This is a genomic window from Aureimonas altamirensis, assembly GCF_023702225.1.
In the GTDB taxonomy this organism is placed as follows: domain Bacteria; phylum Pseudomonadota; class Alphaproteobacteria; order Rhizobiales; family Rhizobiaceae; genus Aureimonas; species Aureimonas altamirensis_B.
On sequence record NZ_JAMQCO010000004.1, the window covers coordinates 365,033 to 380,207 of the forward strand.

A 15,175-nucleotide genomic window follows, 5' to 3' on the forward strand; every position below is an offset into this window, starting at 1 on the left:
CTCAGGAGCAGGTGTAGGAGACGTTCATCGCCGCGTCGATGTCGCGGATGACGCTCCAATGCTCCTTGAAGGTAATGGGCATGAACTTCTCTTCGCCCTGCGGGCCGAACTCGGCCGCAAGGCCCGTTCCGGCCCAGTCGAACGAGAAGAAGGCATCGCGGATCTGCTCCTGCAGCTCGGGCTTCAGATTGTAGACGACGCCATAGCCCGTGGTGGGGAAGCTGTCGGACGTATAGATCGTGCGGAGCTGCTCTTCCTGCACGACGCCACGTTCGATCATCCGGCCCTTCACCGAATTGGCGATGGCGGCCGCATCGTAATCCTTGTTGGCGACGCCCAGGATGGAATTGTCGTGCGCGCCGGAGAATGCCGTCTGGAAATCGTCGCCTGCCGTCAGGTCGAACTGGCTGGCCAGGAGCGCCGAAGGCGCCTTGTAACCGGAGTTCGAGGTTTCGGAGGTGAAGGCGACCGTCTTGCCGGCAAGGTCGGCGACCTCTTCCACGCCCGAATCCGGATGCGTGATGATCTCCATCTCGTAGCCATAGGTTCCGTCCTCGGCCGCCATCATGGCGAAGGGCCGGAAGCCTGCGCAGGCGACCGCCAGCGGGTTGCCGCCGGTATTGACGCCGGCAATGTGCAGGCGGCCTGCGCGCATGGCCTCGAGCTGCGCCGCATTGGACTGGACCGGGAAGAACTGGACGCTCTTGCCCGTCTTTTCCTCAAGGTGCTTCAGGAAATCGTCCCAGACATCGACATAGATCGAGGGATCCTCCACCGGGGTATAGGCGAACACCAGGGTATCGGGGTCGACGAGCTGCGTCTCGTCGGTCGGGATATCGGCGATCATGTCGCCGTCGGCATCCGTGAAACGGCCGTCGAGTGCGAACTGGGCGAAGGCGCCCGTGGTGGACACCAGCGCGAGGGCGGCGCCTGCGGCAAGAGCGGTCAGATAGGTTTTCATGGCGATCCTGTGGAACTGTCCGGAAGGTGCGAGGGCCGCGTAAAACCAAGGGTGGATTACAGCCGCATGACAAACGCCCGCACGGCGGACGCAATCGCGATCAACAGCCGATCACGCTGTCGTGTGGTTCGCTGCCAGGCGTTTTGACAAGCGCCGGCAATTGCGCCATGCCCTGCCCTGCCGGCAGCTATCCGAGGTGCGTCCCATGCGGCCCCAGAGTTCCGCGACGGAGGTCGCCAACCGCAGCAATCTGCTGCTGCTGATCCAACTGCGCTGGATAGCGGTCGCCGGCCAGGTGTTCACCATCCTCTTCGTGCATTTCCGGCTGGGCATCGGCCTGCCCATGCAGGAGATGTGCTCGGTGCTGGCGCTGCTGGCGGCGGTGAACATCGCAAGCTTCCTGCGCTACCAGCGCAGCCCGGCCGTATCCAACCGGGAATTGTTCGCGCAATTGCTGCTCGACGTGACTGCGCTCAGCGCCCAGCTCTATCTCAGCGGCGGGGCGCTGAATCCGTTCATTTCCCTGTTCCTGCTGCAGGTCATCATCGGCGCCGTGCTCCTGGCCGGCTCGTACGCGTGGGCGCTCGTGGTCGTCGCCACCGGGTGCTTCGTCGCCCTGTCGATCGTCTACCGGCCCATCGACATTCCGCACGAGGGCGAGCTCGCCATCGCGAGTCTGCATGTGCAGGGACTGTTCATCTGCTTTCTGCTGGTCGCCGTCCTGCTGACCTATCTGATCATCCGGATCAACGGCAACCTCGCCGCCCGCGACGCCCGCGTCGCCGAACTGAGGCGGCAGGCGGTAGAGGAAGACCATATCGTGCGCATCGGCCTTCTGGCCTCCGGCGCCGCCCACGAGCTCGGCACGCCCCTGGCGACGCTGTCCGTCATCATGAACGACTGGCGCCGTGCGGACGGTTTTCGCTCCGACCCGGGCATCATCGAGGAACTCGAAGAGGCGGAAGCCCAGCTGGACCGGTGCAAGACCATCGTCTCCAGTATCCTGACCTCGGCCGGCCAGACGCGGGGCGAAGGCACGGTGCGAACCACCGTGCGGGCCTTCTTCGACGATCTCATCGCGGACTGGAGCCGCATCGGGGCGGCACGTAGGCTGACCTATTTCAACGACTTCGCTCCCGACCAGCCGATGGTCGTCGACCTGGCGCTGCGACAGGTCGTCTTCAACCTTCTCGACAACGCGCTCGAGGCGTCGCGGCGCACCATAACGGTAACCCTTTCGCGCGACGGGGATCACGTGCTGACGACCGTTTCGGACGATGGACCCGGTTTCTCGCCCGAGGTTCTGGAATCGCTCGGTCGTCCCTATGTTTCAACCAAGGGACGGCCGGGCGCGGGGCTGGGCCTGTTCCTCGTCAGCAATGTGGTGCGCAAGCTGGGCGGAACGCTCGAAGCGCGCAACGCCGGCGATGGCGGCGGTACGACCGTCGTCCTGCGCCTGCCATTGTCTTCCATCGGGAAAGGGCAATAGACGTGTCCAAGGGTGCATTACTGATCGTCGAGGACGACATGGCGCTTGCGAAAGCGCTGAAGCGCTCTTTCGAGCGGCGCGAATACGAGGTTGCGCATGTGGCGGATTACGATGCGATGGAGCGTTTCCTTGACGGCGCATCGCCCGATTTCGCGGTGGTCGATCTGAAGCTCGTCGGCCGATCCGGCCTCGATTGCGTCAAGCGCCTGCATATGCACGATCCGGACATGCGCATCGTGGTGCTGACGGGCTTCGCCAGCATAGCCACCGCCGTCGAGGCGGTGAAGCTCGGCGCAAGCCATTACCTGCCGAAGCCGGCAAACACCGACGACATCGAGCTCGCCTTCCATCGCGACGAGGGCGATGCAAGCGTTGCCGTGGACGGCCGGCCGACATCGCTGAAAAACCTGGAATGGGAACGCATCCACCAGACATTGGTGGAAGCCGATTTCAATATCTCGGAAACGGCGCGGCGGCTCGGCATGCATCGCCGCACCCTGGCGCGCAAGCTGGAAAAGCGGCAGGTTCGCTGACCTGCCGCATGGCTTCCCCCGATCAGGCGCCGTCCGGCGACGGGCCGGACAATTCGCTGGCGCGGCGGTTGCGGTTGAACCACAGGGCCGCAAGCGTGCAGATCGCGCCCGACATCAGATAGAGGCCGATGGCGCCGACGCCGAACCGCGAGGTGAGAAGCAGGGCCACCAGGGGCGCGAACCCGGCGCCGATCAGCCATGAAAGATCGGAGGTGATGGCCGAGCCCGTATAGCGGTCGCGGTTCGCGAAATTGGATGCGACCGCCCCGGCCGCCTGACCGTGCGACAACCCCAGCAAGGCGAAGCCGATCAGGATGAAGGCCGTCTGCCCGGGATAACCGGCGGCGAACAGGAAGGGCGTGGCGATGCTGAAGGCAGCGATGGCCGCCGCGCAATAGCCGAGATGCTTGCGCCGGCCGATGCGGTCGGCGATCGTGCCCGACGCCATGACGCAGACGAGGGCGATGGCCGCTCCGGCGAGCTGCGTCAGGAGGAACTCGCCGATGGAACGGTTGGAATACAGCTCGATGTAGGAGATCGGGAAGATCGTGACGAGGTGGAAAAGCGCGAAGCTGGCCAGCGGCACGAAGGCTCCGACGATCACTTCCGCGCCGCGGCTCTCGACCAGCTTGGAAACCCGCGTCGGCGCCAGATGGGTGCTCTCGTAGAGTTCGGCGTATTCCGGGGTGGCGATCAGGCGCAGCTTGGCGAACAGCGCCACCACGTTGATGGTGAAGGCGACGAAGAACGGGTAGCGCCAGCCCCAACCGAGGAAATCCCCTTCGGACAGGTTCAGGTAGAAGAAGGCGAACAGGCCGCTCGCGACGATGAAGCCGATGGGTGCGCCGAGCTGGGGCATCATCGCATACCAGGCGCGATGGCGCTCCGGCGCGTTGAGCGCGAGAAGGGACGCGAGCCCGTCATATGCGCCGCCGAGCGCGAAGCCCTGTCCGAGGCGGAACAGGATCAGCGCCGCGATCGCATATCCGCCGATGGTCTCGTAACCGGGCAGGAAGGCGATGGCGGCGGTGGAGCCGCCCAGAAGGAACAGCGCGATGGTCAGCTTGGTGCTGCGGCCATGCTCGCGGTCGACCGACATGAACAGGATGGAGCCGATCGGACGGGCGATGAAGGCAAGGCTGAACACCGCGAAGGAATAGATCGTGCCCACCACCGGATCGGCAAAGGGAAACACGATGGCCGGAAACACGAGCACGCAGGCTATGCCGAAGACGAAGAAGTCGAACGCCTCGGAAGAGCGGCCGATGATGACGGCGAGCGCCATTTCGCCCGGCGATACGTGCGACTTGTGGTCCTTTGCCCCCGAAGCCTGCCGCGCATGACGTTCCGCCTGCGTCGATGAACCCGTCTGCACGGTAGTCGAGCTCATGCACGAGCCTCCTTCAGATATCTCGGAATAGACCCTAGGCTGTTTCGGTTCCGCATACAGCCTATAATGCTTTCCACCACTGCCCAATAGTCGCACGCGCGCACCGAGGTCAAAGGGGTGGGGGGTGGACAAAACGTCCAATCCCTCACCTGCCGCCAAAGACTTACAGGCAGGCTACCAGACGCTCAGGCCGGGGACTCAAGATTTGCCTTCGAAACCGTTCCGCCTTCTTCTCCTGTTGCCGCTGCTGTTCCTCGGCGGCTGCAACATGATCGTCATGAATCCGGCCGGTGACGTCGCCTCGCGTCAGGCAAGCCTGATCCTCTGGTCGACGGGCCTGATGCTGCTGATCATCGTGCCGGTGATCTGCTTCACGCTCTTCTTCGCCTGGCGCTATCGCGCGGCCGCGAAGCGCGAGGACTACGATCCGGAATGGAACCACTCCACCAAGCTGGAAGTCATCATCTGGACGGCGCCGCTGCTCATCATCATCGCGCTCGGCGCGATGACCTGGCTGTTCACCCATCTGCTCGATCCCTATCGTCCGCTCAGCCGCATCGGACCGGATCGCCCCGTGACGGAAGAGACCCCGACGATCACCGTCCAGGTGGTGGCGCTGGACTGGAAATGGATGTTCATCTACCCCGAGCTCGGCATAGCGACGGTCAACCAGCTCGCGGCGCCGGTGGATACTCCCATCAATTTCCGGCTGACCTCCTCGTCCATCATGAACTCCTTCTACATCCCGGCGCTGTCCGGCATGATCTACGCCATGCCGGGCATGCAGACGCAGCTTCACGCCGTCATCAACCAGGAAGGCACCTACCAGGGCATCGCCTCCAACTATTCCGGCCCCGGCTTCTCCAACATGCATTTCCAGTTCCTGGGACTTTCGGAAGGCGATTTCGACGCCTGGGTCGAGCGGGTGCGCGCCGAGGGCCAGCCGCTGACGCGCGAGCGCTACCTGGAGATAGAGCAACCCAGCGAGCTCGAGCCCGTCCATTACTTCTCGCAAGTCGATGCCGGCCTGTTCCAGGCCGTGCTGAACATGTGCGTCGAGCCCGGCCGCATGTGCGCCGACGAGATGATGCACATCGACATGCAGGGCGGCGGCGGCATCGACAGCCTCGCCAACATGGACCGGCTGATGTACGACGCCAACCGCATTCACGGCACGCAGCACGGGCATGGCCCTTCAGGCTATGTCGGGGCAGGAGACGGCGCCGAGGCGCCGGGCGCCACCTTCCCCGCCACCGACCGCCTGCCGCGCTCCGACGAGACGGAAAGCGGCGATACCGCACCGCATGAAGGCCAGCGCGGCGACAACCCGGACACGGGTACCGCCGCACCGGACCAGCTCAACTAGAAGATCGCCGGGCCGGCGGCCCGTACCCCGAACGCGCAAGGAACGAACCGAGCCATGGAATCCAATACGGGCCTTACGGAACTGATCTTCGGGCGTCTCAGCCTCGGAGCGATCCCCTATTACGACCCGATCCTGGTGACGACCTTCGCAGGCGTCGCCGTCCTCGGGCTGGCGCTCTTGTACGCCCTGACCAAGTATCGCCTATGGGGCTACCTCTGGAAGGAATGGTTCACGTCCGTCGATCACAAGAAGATCGGCATCATGTATGTGATCCTGGCCATCGTGATGCTCCTGCGCGGCTTTTCGGACGCGCTTCTGATGCGTGCGCAGCAGGCCATGGCCTTCGGCGCCAACGAAGGGTTCCTGCCGCCGCACCACTACGACCAGATCTTCACCGCGCACGGCGTCATCATGATCTTCTTCGTCGCCATGCCGCTGGTGACGGGCCTCATGAACTATGTCATGCCGCTGCAGATCGGCGCGCGCGACGTCGCCTTCCCCTTCCTGAACAACCTGTCCTTCTGGCTGACGGCCGCCGGCGCCGCGCTGGTGATGGTGTCGCTGTTCGTGGGCGAATTCGCCCGCACCGGCTGGCTGGCCTACCCGCCCTTGTCCGGGGCGGCCTACAGTCCCGGCGTCGGCGTGGATTATTATCTTTGGGCGCTTCAGATAGCGGGCATAGGGACGACCCTGTCGGGCATCAACCTGATCGTGACCATCGTCAAGATGCGCGCCAAGGGCATGGGCATGATGCAGATGCCCATCTTCACCTGGACGTCGCTGTGCACCAACGTGCTCATCGTCGCTTCCTTTCCGGTGCTCACCGTCGTCATCACGCTGCTGACGCTCGACCGCTATGTCGGCACGAATTTCTTCACGAACGATCTCGGCGGCAATCCGATGATGTACGTGAACCTCGTGTGGATATGGGGCCATCCGGAAGTCTACATCCTCATCCTGCCGGTCTTCGGCATCTTCTCGGAGGTCGTGTCGACCTATTCCGGCAAGCGTCTCTTCGGCTACGTGTCGATGGTCTACGCGACTGTGGTCATCACCATCCTCTCCTACCTCGTATGGCTGCACCACTTCTTCACCATGGGCGCCGGAGCGACGGTCAACTCGTTCTTCGGCATCACCACGATGATCATCTCGATCCCGACAGGGGCCAAGATATTCAACTGGCTGTTCACCATGTACAGGGGGCGCATCCGCTTCGACGTGCCGATGCTGTGGACCGTCGGCTTCATGGTCACCTTTACCGTGGGCGGCATGACGGGCGTGCTGCTGGCCGTGCCGCCGGCGGATTTCGTGCTGCACAACTCGCTGTTCCTGGTGGCGCACTTCCATAACGTCATCATCGGCGGCGTCGTCTTCGGCCTCTTCGCCGGCATCAACTACTGGTTCCCAAAGGCCTTCGGTTTCCGCCTCGATCCGTTCTGGGGCAAGATGAGCTTCTGGTTCTGGCTGGTCGGCTACTGGTTCGCCTTCACGCCGCTCTACGTGCTGGGGCTGATGGGCGTCACGCGCCGCGTCAACCATTTCGACGATCCGTCGCTGCAGATCTGGTTCGTCATCGCCGCCTTCGGCGCGGTGCTGATCGCCATCGGCATCGCCTCCTTCCTGGTGCAGATCTATGTCAGCATCCGCGACCGCGAAAAGCTGAAGGACGTGACGGGCGATCCGTGGGGCGGCCGTACGCTGGAGTGGGCGACGTCATCGCCGCCGCCGGCCTACAACTTCGCCTTCGCGCCCGTGGTCCACGATCAGGACGCGTGGTGGGACATGAAGCGCCGCGGCCATGAGCGCCCGGTCAAGGGCTTCATGCCCATCCACATGCCGCGCAACACCGGCACGGGCATCATCCTGTCGGGCCTGGCGCTGGCCTTCGGCTTCGCGATGGTATGGTATATCTGGTGGCTCGCCGCCGTCAGCTTCGCCGCGATCCTCGTTCTCGCCATCGCGCACACCTTCAACTACGACTGGGATTACTACATCCCCGTCGACACGGTGGCCGAGGAAGAGAACCGCCGCACCAAAGCCCTCGCAGCCGGAGCCTGATACGATGGTGAACGCACAAACCGCAGCCACCGCCGAGGCCGTCGACTTCTACGTCCTCGAAGAGGAGCATCACGGCGAGTCCGACGGCGGCACGATGCTGGGCTTCTGGATCTACCTGATGAGCGACTGTCTCATCTTCGCGGTCCTCTTCGCCTGCTTCGGCGTCTACAGCCGGTCCTTTGCGGCCGGCCCTTCCGGCGCCGACCTGTTCGACCTCAACCTCGTCGCCATCGCCACGTCGATGCTGCTTCTGTCGTCACTCACCTTCGGCATGGCCATGATCGCCATGCAGAACGCACGCCAGAAGGCGATGATGACATGGCTCGGCGTCACGCTGGTTCTCGGCCTCGTCTTCCTCGGGCTGGAAATCTACGAGTTCCACCACCTGATCGAGATCGGGGCCGGCCCGCAGCGCAGCGCGTTCCTGTCGGCCTTCTTCACCCTGGTCGGCACGCACGGGCTGCACGTCCTGTTCGGCTGCATCTGGCTCACCGTCCTCATGGTGCAGATCGGCCAGCGCGGCATCATCGCCGCAAACCGGCGACGCCTGATGTGCCTGTCCATGTTCTGGCATTTCCTCGACGTCGTCTGGATCGGCGTCTTCTCCTTCGTCTACCTGATAGGCTCTTTGTCATGAGCGATCACAAGCACTCCGCCCACGCCGCCGACGGCCACCATCACGATGCCGCGGCACATGGCACGATCCGCGGCTACATGATCGGCTTCGGCCTCTCGGTCGTACTGACCGCGATCCCGTTCCTGCTGGCGATGCGCGATTTCGGCATATCGCCGCAGATGACGGCTTTCCTCATCATGGGGTTCGCCGTCGTGCAGATCGTGGTCCACATGATCTACTTCCTGCATATGAACACGCATTCGGAAGGCGGCTGGAACATGCTTGCCCTCATCTTCACCGTGGTCATCACGGTGATCATGCTGGCCGGCTCGCTTTGGGTCATGTACCACCTCAACACCAACATGATGCCGATGGGCGAGGTCAGCAACACGCCGTGACCCATCCTGCGCCACAGGCCGGAACGCCGTCCGTGCCCGTCGCCTCCCGGCGCCGCAGCGCCGTGGTGGCCGCCTGCGGAGCTCTTCTGGCCCTTGGCTTCGTTTCGCTCGGAATCTGGCAGGTCGAGCGGCTGTACTGGAAGCTCGACCTCATCGAGCGCGTCGATGCGCGCATTCATGCCGCGCCCACCGCTGCACCAGGCACCGAGGGGCAACCGCCCTTCGATCCATGGCGTGACGAGTATCGGCATGTCGTCCTGCAAGGCGCCTTTCGCCACAAGGAAGAGACATTGGTGCAGGCCGTCACCGAGCAGGGGCCGGGTTTCTGGGTGATGACGCCCCTGTCTCTGGCCTCGGGCGGAACGGTTCTCGTCAATCGCGGCTTCGTGCCCGGCGACCGGCGCGCACAGGAAAGCCGCACCGCGGGCCAGCGCGACGGCACGGTCGAGGTTACCGGCCTGGTCCGCCTGAGCGAACCGGATGGCGGCTTCCTGCGCAGCAACGACCCGCTAGCCGCGCGGTGGTTCTCCCGCGATGTGGCGGCCATCGTGCAAGCGCACGGTCTGATCGACGCGCAGCCCTATTTCGTCGATGCCGACGCCACGCCCAATAGCGGCGGCCTGCCCGTCGGTGGGCTGACGGTCGTCTCCTTTCGCAACTCGCATCTCGTCTATGCGCTCACCTGGTTCGGCCTTGCCGCCATCGTCGCGGGCGCGACCGCCTATGTCCTGATGGACGACTCGCGCCGCCGGCGATCCGCCGCCGGCCGGCACGCCCAAGGCGCACCCCTCGCCTCATCGAACGGGAGCCGCCCATGACCTCTCGATCCAACCGCCTTCTGGCGATCGGCGGACTGGCGACGCTCATGTCGTTTCTGGTCGGCGTTCTGGCCTACACCGCCATCGCCCGGCCCAGCGGCAAGCCCGACGCGCCCTTCCAACTGACGAGCACGCGCGGCGAAAGCGTGGACCAGACGGTCTTCAAGGGGCGTCCCTCGCTTGTCTACTTCGGCTACACGCACTGCCCGGAAGTGTGCCCGACGACGCTGTACGAGATGTCGGGATGGCTGCATGAGCTGGGGGCGGAGGGCGACCGGCTTCAGGCGCTGTTCTTCACCATCGATCCGGAGCGGGACACGCCCGAAGTGCTGGGGCCGTATGTCGAGGCCTTTTCGGACCGGATCACCGGCATCACCGGGGACAAGGCGGAAATGCGGAAGGTTCTGGACGCCTGGCTCGTCACGGCGAGCGAAAACGCGGCGGGCGAAAGCTACAGCATGAGCCATACGATGTCGGTGTTCCTGGTCGGGGCCGACGGACGGCTGAAAGGCATGCTGCCCTATGAGGTGACGATGGAGGACGCCGTTGCCCGCATTCGCGACCTGCTGCTGAAGGACGGTGCATCGGGCCGGGTCGCGGCAAACCGCTGACGCGGTTCCTTACCCGATATGGCAGGTCACAGCCCGGTCAGAAAGGCGACTATTTTCGCGGTGACCTGGCTGAGAACTTCCGAGCTTCTCAAGCCTGCAACAATGACGATCGTTACCGCAAGCGATGCAAGCCACCCTATGATGCTCATCGCGATCTGGGCCAGAAAGCTTGGCTGAGCATCTGTGACATGAGCCTTGACGTTGCTCTCGACTGCATCCAGACGCTGTAAGGTCGCGGATTTCTCCCGATCGAATTCGGAGAGCCGGATCGCCTCTTCTGCGAATTTTCCGAGAAGATTGTCTGCCGACGCGCGAAAGGTAGCGACCATTCGGCTGGTGGGGTTGCGGCGCCCTGCCTCGGTCACTTGCCCCTGCGCGGCCTCTTCGCGGATATGCTGCTTGTAAAGCGCATAGGCCAGAAGGCCCACGACGTCGTCCGGGCCGTTGTGAACCATATTCTCGAAAGCACGACTGTAGGCGGATGCAATCTCGCTCATGCTTACTTCGGCGTGACAGCAGACCGTAGAGCGCGCGCGATGATGTCACTTCGGACCACGCGTCGCGTCGTTCCGTCAGGGAACGTCAGAGTCCATACCGCCGGTAACCGCCCCTCGACCTTGACGGGGGCGGTAGCAACAGGCGCAGCCTGAGGCCTCTTGAGCTTGAATGACATTCGCTTCCTCGAAATTCATTCTACTTATATATCTTTCTTTTATGCCGTCAAGACTGATCGCGCTTGACGGCGTTTGGATGGCCCGCCAACAAGACGTTCGGCGGAAGTGCGCGGCTACCAGGATGCGAAGCAGGATGGACCAACTCGACCGAAAGCTGGTGGCCGCGCTGAGGACGGATGGCCGCGCGCCGGTGTCCAAGCTGGCCGACATCCTCGGCGTTTCGCGCGCGACGGTGCAGGCAAGGCTGGACAAGCTCATCGATGGCGGGGCCGTGCTGGGGTTCACCGTCCGGGTTCGGCAGGACCACGATCGCGAGGCGATCCGCGCAGTCATGATGATCGAAGTCGCCGGACGGCGTACGGACACCATCATCAAGCGGCTGCACGGGCTGCCCGAGCTGCACGCCCTGCACACGACAAACGGCGCGTGGGACCTTGTCGACGAAATCCGCGCGGCCGACCTGCGCGATTTCGACCGGGTGCTGCGCGAAGTGCGCGCGATCGACGGCATTCTGAACAGCGAAACCAGCATCCTCCTCAGTTCCGCCTGAGCGGGGGGCGTTCAGGCGGCGGCCCGCAGCAGCATGCCGAACAGGTCTCGCGGCTCGTCGGGATCGGCCAGCATGTCGAGCTCCTCGAAGAAGTCCGTCCCACCCAGCCGGTCCCGGACATAGCGCAGCGCCGAAAAATCCTCCGTCGCGAAACCGACGGAGTCGAAGAGCGTGATCTGCGCCGCATCCGTGCGGCCTTCGTCCAGCCCCGCGATGACACGCCAGAGCTCCCGCACCGGATAGTCCGCGGGAAGCTGCTGGATCTCGCCCTCGACCCGGGTCTGCGGCGGGTATTCGACGAAGATCTCCGAGCGGCGGAGTATGTCCGCATGAAGCTCCGTCTTGCCCGGGCAATCGCCGCCCACGGCATTGATATGAATGCCGGCCCCGACGAGATTGTCGGTCAGGATGGTGGCGTACTGCTTGTCGGCCGTGACCGTGGTGACGATGCCGGCGCCTTCGACGGCGTCCTCGGTGCTGGCCGCGACGTGGATGTCGAAGCCGAAACCGGCAAGGTTGCGGCGGCACTTCTCGCTTGCCGTCCCGTCGATGTCGTAGAGGCGAAGCCTGTCGACGCCCAGCAGCGCCTTGAACGCCAGTGCCTGGAACTCGGCCTGCGCGCCATTGCCGATAATGGCCATCGTGCGCACGCCTTTCGGCGCCAGATGGCGCGCGGCCACGGCCGATGTCGCGGCGGTGCGCAGGGCCGTCAGGATCGTCATTTCCGTCAGAAGCAACGGATAACCATTGGATACGTCGGCCAGGACGCCGAAGGCCGTAACCGTCTGCCGCCCTTCCTTCGTGTTCTTGGGGTGGCCGTTCACATACTTGAAGCCATAGGCGATCCCGTCGCTTGTCGGCATCAGCTCGATGACGCCCTCGGCACTGTGCGAGGCGACCCTCGGCGTTTTGTCGAAGGATTCCCACCTGCGGAAATCTTCTTCCACATACGCCGCGAGCTCCATCAGAAAGCGTTCGACCCCGATGGAGAGAACAAGCTTCATCATGTTGTCGACGCTGACGAACGGCACGATATTCAGTTTCGGCATCATGGGTCAGAAACTCCGGGTCGGTCTGTCGAAGATGCGGCGTCCCATCAGGCTGGCGGCCAGGTCTACCATCAGAAGCGCCGTGCGGCCCCGCTCGTCCAGAAACGGGTTGAGTTCCACAAGGTCGAGGCTGCGGACGAGGCCGCTGTCGTGCAGAAGCTCCATCGCCAGATGCGCCTCGCGGAAAGTGGCGCCGCCCGGAACCGTGGTGCCGACGGCGGGCGCGATGCCGGGATCGAGAAAATCGACGTCCAGGCTGACATGCAGCAGCCCGTCCTCTGCAGCCACGCGCTGCAGGAAGGCCGACAGGATCGTCGCCAGTCCCCGTTCGTCCAATGCCCGCATGTCGTTGACATCCACCCCTGCCTCCGTCAATGCGGCGCGCTCAGCGGCATCGACGCTCCGCAGGCCGATCATGCAGACGCGGCCGGGCGGCACAGGATGGGCAAGTGGCGGGAAGTGCGGCTCGAAGCCCGGCAGGCCGGTCACGTAACCCATGGGCACGCCGTGGAGATTGCCGCTCGTGGTCGTCTCCAGCGTATGATAGTCGGGGTGGGCGTCCAGCCACAGCACGAAGAGCGGCTTTTCCTCGCGCGCCGCACGTCGGCTCAAACCGGCGATCGTGCCGGCCGACAGGCTGTGATCTCCCCCCAGGAAGATCGGAAACCCGTCGCCCGCCGCATCGAATGCCGCCGCCTCGGCCTGCTGCGTCCAGGCCCTGACGCGGCCAAGCTGCTTCAGCGCCATGTTGGAGTGCCGCGCGCGCGCCTCGGACGGCCGCGGAAGGTCTCCCCTGTCCTCGACGGCAAAACCCAGTTCGGCCAGCGCCGCCGGCAGGCCTGCCGTGCGATAGGCGCTCGGGCCCATCTCGCAACCCGGCCGCCCTGCCCCGTCCTGAACCGGCACGCCGACGAGAATGCATTTCTTGCGGTCCACGCTACGCCTCCTCTGCGACAGAGTTCAGGCTATGGCAACCGGATGCCCACTTTGAATAGGCATGCTGTCATTTTTGAAAGCATCTATCGGGCATTATGGCAGGACAATTTAACAATTTGTACAGTCATTCTCGATCGACCGGGTAACCATCCGATCCTGAAACACAAGCCAACCGTTTTAGTTGAGTTTGCAATCAACTAAATGTATGATCGCCCGTGCCTCGTCCGCCGGGGCTGTTTGCGTGGGATCGGAGACTGGATCTGCATGACACCCGCTGACTTCAAGACATGGCGAGAACGATGTGGCCTTTCGCGGCGGCAGGCCGCACTGGCGCTCGGCCTCTCGATACCATCCATCTACAATTACGAACTCGGCATTCGGCGGGAAAGCGGCAGGCCCGTTCGGATCCCGCACACGGTGGCGCTGGCCTGCAATGCCCTCGCACACGGACTGGCCGCCTGGGATGGCACACAGGGTAGAACCGTTCGCCGCGCTGCAGCACAAGCTTTCGTGGACGCGGAGGCGCGCAGGGTCTAACGTTCCGGGCGGCGTATCGGCCGGGCGGAGACTGCAAGCGATGGGAGACGCGAGCCGCCAGATCCGATAGCCATGGTCATGGGAGGAATGCTTGCAAGCCAGCCGCAGCCAGCATGTCGCCTTGGTTGAAACTGCATTGGCCAGCGGCGGAGCCGCGCGTTCTGCGCTCGTGGCTTCCTGGCAGCGTTCCGTGACGCTTCATCGCCTGCATCCGGAACAGCATAGGCCGCCCAAGCAGCTATCCGAGCCCGAACTCGTCCGCATCCGCGAGCCGTTGCAGCGGCTTATGTCCGTTGCGGGCGATACGCTGGACCGTCTCTATGCCGCGGTCGGCGGTATCGGATGCTGCGTCCTTCTGGCCGATGCCAGCGGCATCCCGATCGAACGGCGCGGGGCCGCCGCCGACGATGCGACGTTCCGCGATTGGGGCCTGTGGACGGGAAACGTCTGGAGCGAGGAGTCCGAGGGCACCAACGGCATCGGCACCTGCCTCGTGGAGGAGCGCGGCGTCACCATCCACCGCGACCAGCACTTCTTCTCGCGCAATACGCTTTTGAGCTGCACTACCGCGCCTGTCTTCGATCATGAGGGGCGGCTGGTGGCGGCGCTCGACGTTTCCTCGTGCCGCAAGGACCTGACGCTGGAGTTCGCGCAGTTGATCGCGCTTTCGGTCAACGAGGCGGCGCGGCGGATCGAGAACGACAATTTCCGCAGCCTCTTCGCCGGAGAGCGTATCCTGTTGTCCCCGGCCACGGAACGTGGCCCCGGCGGCCTCGTAGCGGTGGACAGGCACGATCTGGTCGTCGGGGCAACGCGCGGCGCTCGGCTGTCCCAGGACATGTCGGCGCTGGCGGAAGGGCGGCCGTTGCCGGCCGACAACATTTTCGGCGAGGCGGAAGACGATCTGGAATCCGCCGAGCGGGCGACGTTGCTGCGCGCCCTTGCCCGAAACGGCAATCAGGTTTCGGCCGCCGCGCGCAGCCTCGGCATCAGCCGCGCGACCCTGCACCGGAAGTTGAACAGGCTGAACATCGGCCGTCACCACTGACGGTTTGACGCCGGGCCTGTCGCAAAGTTGCGACAAGTGCCGGACGCGTTGCCCGCCCACCCGCCTGACAGGCGGCGATGGGTCGGTTCAGATGGGCGTCTCGCCGCCTGAAGCGCGGCATCGCCTTTTTCGGGAGGAAAA

The 15,175-nt window shown here is 64.2% G+C and carries 16 protein-coding genes; 11 read left to right on the forward strand and 5 right to left on the reverse strand.

The features are described 5' to 3' along the window. Window position 1: 1 nt before the first annotated feature. Entirely contained in the window at window positions 2-961 is a 960-nt protein-coding gene (phnD, locus tag NDN16_RS09235; RefSeq protein WP_251113324.1) for a phosphate/phosphite/phosphonate ABC transporter substrate-binding protein, read from the reverse strand. A 205-nt stretch (window positions 962-1,166) separates the two neighbouring features. Here phnD and NDN16_RS09240 point away from each other — a divergent pair, with 205 nt between their 5' ends. Both NDN16_RS09240 and NDN16_RS09245 read left to right on the forward strand, forming a co-directional pair. After that, window positions 1,167-2,450 (forward strand): ATP-binding protein, encoded by a 1,284-nt coding sequence (locus NDN16_RS09240; protein ID WP_251113325.1) that lies wholly within the window; start codon window positions 1,167-1,169, stop codon window positions 2,448-2,450. 2 nt (window positions 2,451-2,452) lie between these two features. Next, the gene (locus NDN16_RS09245; protein ID WP_353050206.1) at window positions 2,453-2,983 is read left to right on the forward strand and encodes a response regulator transcription factor; all 531 of its coding nucleotides are present in this window, start codon (window positions 2,453-2,455) and stop codon (window positions 2,981-2,983) included. A gap of 22 nt (window positions 2,984-3,005) precedes the next feature. Here the strand turns inward: NDN16_RS09245 and NDN16_RS09250 are convergent, their stop codons facing one another. Further along, window positions 3,006-4,373, reverse strand: a complete 1,368-nt coding sequence (locus tag NDN16_RS09250) for an MFS transporter (protein ID WP_251113326.1) — start codon at window positions 4,371-4,373, stop codon at window positions 3,006-3,008. 205 nt (window positions 4,374-4,578) lie between these two features. Here NDN16_RS09250 and cyoA point away from each other — a divergent pair, with 205 nt between their 5' ends. Genes cyoA through NDN16_RS09280 form a run of 6 tightly spaced genes read left to right on the forward strand, consistent with a single transcriptional unit; the run spans window position 4,579 to window position 10,240 of the window. Continuing rightward, on the forward strand, window positions 4,579-5,739 hold the full coding sequence (gene cyoA, locus NDN16_RS09255; protein ID WP_251113327.1) for a ubiquinol oxidase subunit II: 1,161 nt from the start codon (window positions 4,579-4,581) through the stop codon (window positions 5,737-5,739). Window positions 5,740-5,793: 54 nt separating this feature from the next. Next, window positions 5,794-7,797: a cytochrome o ubiquinol oxidase subunit I gene (gene cyoB / locus NDN16_RS09260; protein WP_251113328.1), complete on the forward strand. Its 2,004-nt coding sequence runs from the start codon at window positions 5,794-5,796 to the stop codon at window positions 7,795-7,797. Window positions 7,798-7,801: 4 nt separating this feature from the next. After that, window positions 7,802-8,434, forward strand: coding sequence for a cytochrome o ubiquinol oxidase subunit III (cyoC, locus tag NDN16_RS09265; protein ID WP_251113329.1), 633 nt, complete (start codon window positions 7,802-7,804; stop codon window positions 8,432-8,434). Beyond that, the gene (gene cyoD, locus NDN16_RS09270; RefSeq protein WP_251113330.1) at window positions 8,431-8,811 is read left to right on the forward strand and encodes a cytochrome o ubiquinol oxidase subunit IV; all 381 of its coding nucleotides are present in this window, start codon (window positions 8,431-8,433) and stop codon (window positions 8,809-8,811) included. Before cyoC ends, cyoD begins: the two co-directional genes overlap by 4 nt. Continuing rightward, a complete protein-coding gene (locus NDN16_RS09275) occupies window positions 8,808-9,629 on the forward strand; it encodes an SURF1 family protein (RefSeq protein WP_435301081.1) in 822 nt (273 codons plus the stop codon). The genes cyoD and NDN16_RS09275 overlap by 4 nt, the downstream gene beginning before the upstream one ends. After that, complete coding sequence (locus tag NDN16_RS09280) at window positions 9,626-10,240, forward strand: SCO family protein (RefSeq protein ID WP_251113331.1); 615 nt, start codon at window positions 9,626-9,628, stop codon at window positions 10,238-10,240. Before NDN16_RS09275 ends, NDN16_RS09280 begins: the two co-directional genes overlap by 4 nt. Window positions 10,241-10,266: 26 nt before the next feature. Here NDN16_RS09280 and NDN16_RS09285 read toward each other — a convergent pair whose 3' ends face one another. Then, entirely contained in the window at window positions 10,267-10,737 is a 471-nt protein-coding gene (locus tag NDN16_RS09285; protein WP_251113332.1) for a hypothetical protein, read from the reverse strand. A gap of 310 nt (window positions 10,738-11,047) precedes the next feature. On the opposite strand from NDN16_RS09285, the gene NDN16_RS09290 reads away from it, so the two are divergent. Further along, window positions 11,048-11,464, forward strand: a complete 417-nt coding sequence (locus tag NDN16_RS09290) for an Lrp/AsnC family transcriptional regulator (protein WP_251113333.1) — start codon at window positions 11,048-11,050, stop codon at window positions 11,462-11,464. 11 nt (window positions 11,465-11,475) lie between these two features. Here NDN16_RS09290 and NDN16_RS09295 read toward each other — a convergent pair whose 3' ends face one another. Then, on the reverse strand, window positions 11,476-12,516 hold the full coding sequence (locus NDN16_RS09295) for an ornithine cyclodeaminase (protein WP_251113334.1): 1,041 nt from the start codon (window positions 12,514-12,516) through the stop codon (window positions 11,476-11,478). 3 nt (window positions 12,517-12,519) lie between these two features. Continuing rightward, window positions 12,520-13,449, reverse strand: coding sequence for an arginase (gene rocF / locus NDN16_RS09300; RefSeq protein WP_251113335.1), 930 nt, complete (start codon window positions 13,447-13,449; stop codon window positions 12,520-12,522). 264 nt (window positions 13,450-13,713) lie between these two features. Between rocF and NDN16_RS09305 the strand changes: the two genes are divergently transcribed. Together NDN16_RS09305 and NDN16_RS09310 are read left to right on the forward strand one after the other, a co-directional pair. After that, window positions 13,714-13,986 carry a helix-turn-helix domain-containing protein gene (locus NDN16_RS09305; RefSeq protein WP_251113336.1) on the forward strand — a complete coding sequence of 91 codons (273 nt, stop codon included), beginning with the start codon at window positions 13,714-13,716 and terminating at the stop codon, window positions 13,984-13,986. Between the two features lie 91 nt (window positions 13,987-14,077). Then, window positions 14,078-15,034, forward strand: a complete 957-nt coding sequence (locus tag NDN16_RS09310; protein ID WP_251113337.1) for a GAF domain-containing protein — start codon at window positions 14,078-14,080, stop codon at window positions 15,032-15,034. Window positions 15,035-15,175: the final 141 nt, after the last annotated feature.